The organism is Kineococcus indalonis, assembly GCF_009906395.1.
In the GTDB taxonomy this organism is placed as follows: Bacteria; Actinomycetota; Actinomycetes; order Actinomycetales; family Kineococcaceae; genus Kineococcus; species Kineococcus indalonis.
Map to the genome: position 1 here is coordinate 1 of NZ_JAAALM010000300.1, position 5,029 is coordinate 5,029.

Here is a 5,029-nt window from a genome sequence, read left to right on the forward strand (position 1 = left end):
TCACGGTCCCCCGCCGGGCACGAGCCCGGTGACGAGGGCCCACGCGTCGTCGAGGCGGGCACCGGTCACCGCGAGGATCGCCTGCCCCGTCGGCGTCACCGCCAGCGCCGCCACCAGCGCGAGCACGCCCGCCATGACGAGCAGCAGCACCTGCCGGTCGGACACCCGCGAGCGGTACAGGCGGGACACGCCCTTGGCGTCGACGAGCTTGCCACCCACCCGCAACCGGGTGAGGAAGGTGCTGGCCATGCCCGAGCGCCCCTTGTCGAGGAACTCCACCAGCGTCACGTGGGTGCCCACCGCCGCGATGAGGGTGGCGCCCTTGTCGTCGGCCAGGAGCATGGCGACGTCCTCGCTGGTGCCGGTGGCGGGGAAGACGACGGCGTCGATGCCCAGGCGGCGCACCCGCTCCAGGCCGGGGGCGCGCCCGTCGCGGTAGGCGTGCACGACGACCTCGGCCCCGCTGCGCAGCGCCGCGTCGGAGACGGAGTCCATGTCGCCGACGATCATGTCCGGCTTCCAGCCGGCCTCCAGGATGGCGTCCGCGCCCCCGTCGACGCCGATGAGCACCGGCTTGTACTCGCGCACGTACGGGCGCAGCGTGACCAGGTCCTCCTTGTAGTGGTACCCGCGCACCACGACGAGGGCGTGGCGGCCCTCCAGGGACGTGCGCACGTCCGGCACGCCGACGCCGTCGAGCAGCAGCTCGCGCTCGCGGCGCAGGAACTCCATGGTGTTGGCGGCGAACGCCTCCAGCTGCAGGGACAGCCCCGCCCGCGCGGCTTCCATGTCGGCGGCCACCAGCTGCGGCGTCAGGCGGCGCCCGCGGGCCACGACCTGCCCGCCGCTGAGCAGCTCCTCGCCGGCCAGCTGCAGGCGCGCGCCCTCGGCCACCGCCGTCATGACGTCGGTGCCCACCGCGTCGAGCACGGGCACGCCCGCCTCCAGGAGGATCTCCGGGCCCAGGTTGGGGTAGCGCCCCGAGGTGCTCGCCGAGGCGTTGACCACGGCCGCGGGCGCGCACGCCACCAGCGCCTCGGCCGACACCCGGTCGAGGTCGAGGTGGTCGATGACGGCGACCTCCCCGGGGCGCAGGCGCTTGGTGAGCGTCTTGGTGCGCCGGTCGACGCGGGCGGTGCCCTCCACGGTGCCCGGGGGCACCTGCGGCGCACCACCGGGCACGTCCGCCCGGGCGGGGTCGCGGCCCCACCGGCGCCTGATCACGCGTTCACTCCTCACCCGCCGGGTCCCCCCGCGCCTGACTGGTCCTGCGGCGCCGTCGGCCGCGTCAGCCGCCGGAGCGGTCCGCGGCCCGGGTCGATCGTCGCACGCGCGGTGCGCGGGTCCGGCGGGCCGGTGCCCGCGGGGGCGCCTCGACCCGGGCCGCCTCGGCCCGCGAGGAGCGCAGCAGCTCCTCCGCGTGCGCGCGAGCGGTGCCCGAACCGCGCCCGGAGAGCATCCGGGCCAGCTCCTCCACCCGGCCCGCGTCGTCGAGGCGCACCACCCCGGACTCGGTGACGCTGCCGTCGTCGGTCTTCACCACCGTCAGGTGCGCGTCGGCGAACGCGGCGACCTGCGCCAGGTGGGTGACGACGATGACCTGGGTGCTGCGGGCCAGGGCGGCCAGGCGCCGGCCGATCTCGACGGCGGCCCGGCCGCCGACACCGGCGTCGACCTCGTCGAACACCATCGTCGGCACCGGGTCCGCCCCGGCGAGCACCACCTCCAGGGCCAGCATCACCCGGGACAGCTCACCGCCGGAGGCCCCCTTGGCCAGCGGGCGCGGACCCGCCCCGGAGTGGGCGGCCAGCTGCAGCTCCACGGCGTCGCGGCCGTGCGGACCGAGCTCCCCGCCCGGGCGCACGTCCACGTGCAGGCGCGCGCTGGGCATGGCCAGGGCCGTCAGCTCGGCCGCCACGCGCTCCTCCAGCTCCCGGGCGGCGGCGGTGCGGGCGGCGCTGAGCCGGTCGGCGAGGGCGCGCAGCTCCCGCTCGACGGCGTCGCGCTCGGCGGCCAGCTGCTCCAGGCGGCCGTCGTCGTCCAGGTCGAGCAGGCGGGTGGCCGAGCGCTGCGCCCAGGCCAGCACGGCGTCGACGCCCTCGGTGCCGTCCTCGTCGGGCGCGGGGGCGTAGCGGCGCACCAGCGCCGTCAGCTGCGCGCGCCGCTCCTCCACCGCGGCCAGCCGCGCGGGGTCGGCCTCCAGCCCCGCCGCGTAGTCGGCGACCTCGGTGGACAGGTCGGCCACCAGGTACGACAGCTCCCCCGCCCGCGCGGCCAGGGCGGCCAGGGCGGGGTCGTGCTCACCGGCCTGCGCCAGCGCGCGGCGGGCGCCCTGCAGCAGGTCGTCGGCACCCGCTCCGGCGCCGGGCCCCTCCTCGCCGCCGGCGTCCTCCCCGGTCAGCGCCTGGTGCGCCGCCGCGGCGGCGGTGCGCAGCACCTCCACGTGGGCCAGGCGACCGGCCTCCTCGCGCAGCGCGACGTCCTCGCCGGGCTGGGGCGCCACCCGCTCGACGTCCTCCAGCCCCAGGCGCAGCAGCTCGGCCTCGCGGGCCCGCTCGGAGGTGTGCGCGGCGAGGTCGTCGTGCTCGGCGACCAGCCGGCGCCAGCGCCCCCAGCGCTCAGCGTAGGCGGCCAGGTCGGCCACCAGGGCGCTGCCGGCGAAGGCGTCCAGGACGCGCAGCTGCTGCGTGGCCGAGCGCAGCCGCAGCTGGTCGGTCTGCCCGTGCACCGCCAGCAGGTGCTCGGACAGGTCGGCGAGCACGCCGACGGGCGCGCTGCGGCCGCCGACGTGGGCGCGACTGCGCCCGCTGGCCGACAGGGTGCGCGCCAGGAGCAGCTCACCGTCCTCCAGCTGCCCGCCGGCGTCCACGGCCCGCGCCGCGGCGGGTCCGGCGGGGTCCACCGCCAGCCGCCCCTCCACCGACGCCGCCTCCGCGCCGGTGCGCACCGCGGAGGCGTCGGCGCGCTCGCCCATGAGCAGCCCCAGGCCGGTGACGACCATCGTCTTGCCGGCGCCCGTCTCACCGGTGATGACGGTCAGCCCGGGCCCCAGCGGGAGCCGCGCGTCGCGGATGACGCCGAGCTCGCGGATGCGCATCTCCTCGATCACCGCGCTCAGCCCCCGTCCGGGGTGGCGCGTGGACCGCGCCAGCCGTGCACGGGCAGCCCGAACTTGGCCACCAGGCGGTCGGTGAAGATGCCGGTGCTCAGCCGGGCCAGGCGCACGCGCTGCTCCGAGCGGCGCACCTCCACGCGCGCGCCCACGGGGGCGGGGAAGGTGCGCCGCCCGTCGCACCACACGACCCCGCCGTCGTCGAGGCTGGGCAGCACCTCCACGCCCACGCAGGACGTCGGCGCGATGACCAGCGGGCGGGCGAAGAGCGCGTGGGCGCTGATGGGCACCACCAGCAGCGCCTCCACCTCCGGCCACACCACCGGCCCGCCGGCGGAGAACGCGTAGGCGGTGGAGCCGGTGGGGGTGGCGGCGATGAGGCCGTCGCCGCCGAAGGTGCTCAGGGGGCGGCCGTCGACGTCGACGACCATCTCGACCATGCGCTCGCGGTTGCCCTTCTCCACGGACACCTCGTTGACCGCCCAGGACCGGGCGACGACCTGCCCGTCGAGCACCACCTCGACGTCCAGGGTCATGCGCTCCTCGACGCGGTAGTCCCCGGCGACGACGCGGGTGACGGTCTCGGCGACCTCCTCGCGCTCGGCCTCGGCGAGGAAGCCGACGTGACCGAGGTTGACGCCAAGCAGGGTGGTGTCGGTGCCCCGCACCAGCTCGGCGGCGCGCAGGATGGTGCCGTCCCCGCCGAGCACGATGACCATCTCGGCGCCCTGCACGGCACCGTCGAGGTGGCACTGCTCCACCAGGCGGCGGTCGGCGACGCTGAGCGCCCCGGCCTCCTCGGGGGTCATCAGGGTGCGCACACCGGACGCGTGCAGGCCGCGCACGGCGGCGGTCAGCGCCGTCACCGCCTCGGGCCGGCCGGTGTGCGCCAGCACCAGCACCGTGCGCGCCCCCGGTGCGGGCCCGCTCGCCGGCGCGCTCACGACAGCCCCGCCTGCGGGCCCTCGGCCACGGCCCGCTGCAGGACCTCCTCCTGGAGCGCGGGGGCACCGGCGGCCAGGTGCAGGAAGTACTCCACGTTGCCGCTGGGCCCGGGCAGCGGGCTCGCCGCGACACCGCGCACCCCCAGCCCGCAACCGGCGGCCGCGCGCGCCACGGCGCGCACCGCGTCGGCGCGCAGCTCGGCGCTGCGCACGACACCGCCCGCGCCCAGGGCCTCCCGGCCCACCTCGAACTGCGGTTTGACCATGAGCACGTGCTCAGCCTCCGGGGTGACGCACCGCACCAGCGCGGGCAGGACGAGGGTGAGGGAGATGAAGGAGAGGTCCGCGACGACCAGCGAGGGCGCCGGCGCGACCAGCTGCGGTTCCAGGGTGCGCACGTTCGTGCGCTCCAGGACGGTCACGCGTGGGTCCTGGCGCAGGGACCAGGCCAGCTGGCCGTAGCCGACGTCCACCGCGACCACGTGCTCGGCACCACGGCGCAGCAGCACGTCGGTGAAGCCGCCGGTGCTGGCCCCGGCGTCCAAGCACCTGCGCCCGGCGACCGCCACGTCGAAGGCGTCCAGGGCGCCGACGAGCTTGTGCGCCCCGCGACTGACGTAGACGACCTCGTCCTCGCGGGTCTCCACGACGATGGCGGAGGCGGGGTCCACCTGGGTGGCGGGCTTGCCGGCGGTGGCACCGCCCACCTTGACCCGCCCGGCGCTGACCAGCTCGCCGGCGTGCTCGCGGGAGCGGGCCAGGCCGCGGCGGACGAGCTCCGCGTCCAGGCGCAGGCGTCGCGCCACGTCACCCCTCCGTGGCGGCCAGGCGCGCGCGCAGGGCCTGGTCGATGCTCGCGTAGACGCCCACGTGCTCGTGCACCGCCACCGCGCCGGCCTCGCGCAGCTCGTCGACGGAGTAGCCGCCGGTGCGCACCGCGACGGCCGGCAGCTCCGCCTTCGCGGCCGCCTGC

General features: G+C 77.4%; 4 protein-coding genes. All 4 read right to left on the reverse strand.

Features of this window, described 5'->3' with window-relative positions; genetic code table 11:
- The 4 genes from steA to GTR00_RS14250 all read right to left on the reverse strand — a co-directional run bounded on the left by steA (position 1) and on the right by GTR00_RS14250 (position 4,862).
- Positions 1 to 1,224 carry a putative cytokinetic ring protein SteA gene (gene steA / locus GTR00_RS14235; RefSeq protein ID WP_323132482.1) on the reverse strand — a complete coding sequence of 408 codons (1,224 nt, stop codon included), beginning with the start codon at positions 1,222 to 1,224 and terminating at the stop codon, positions 1 to 3.
- 64 nt (positions 1,225 to 1,288) lie between these two features.
- Positions 1,289 to 3,097, reverse strand: a complete 1,809-nt coding sequence (gene recN / locus GTR00_RS14240) for a DNA repair protein RecN (RefSeq protein ID WP_166612270.1) — start codon at positions 3,095 to 3,097, stop codon at positions 1,289 to 1,291.
- A 17-nt stretch (positions 3,098 to 3,114) separates the two neighbouring features.
- Complete coding sequence (locus tag GTR00_RS14245; protein WP_166612267.1) at positions 3,115 to 4,056, reverse strand: NAD kinase; 942 nt, start codon at positions 4,054 to 4,056, stop codon at positions 3,115 to 3,117.
- The gene (locus GTR00_RS14250) at positions 4,053 to 4,862 is read right to left on the reverse strand and encodes a TlyA family RNA methyltransferase (RefSeq protein ID WP_166612268.1); all 810 of its coding nucleotides are present in this window, start codon (positions 4,860 to 4,862) and stop codon (positions 4,053 to 4,055) included. Before GTR00_RS14250 ends, GTR00_RS14245 begins: the two co-directional genes overlap by 4 nt.
- Positions 4,863 to 5,029: the final 167 nt, after the last annotated feature.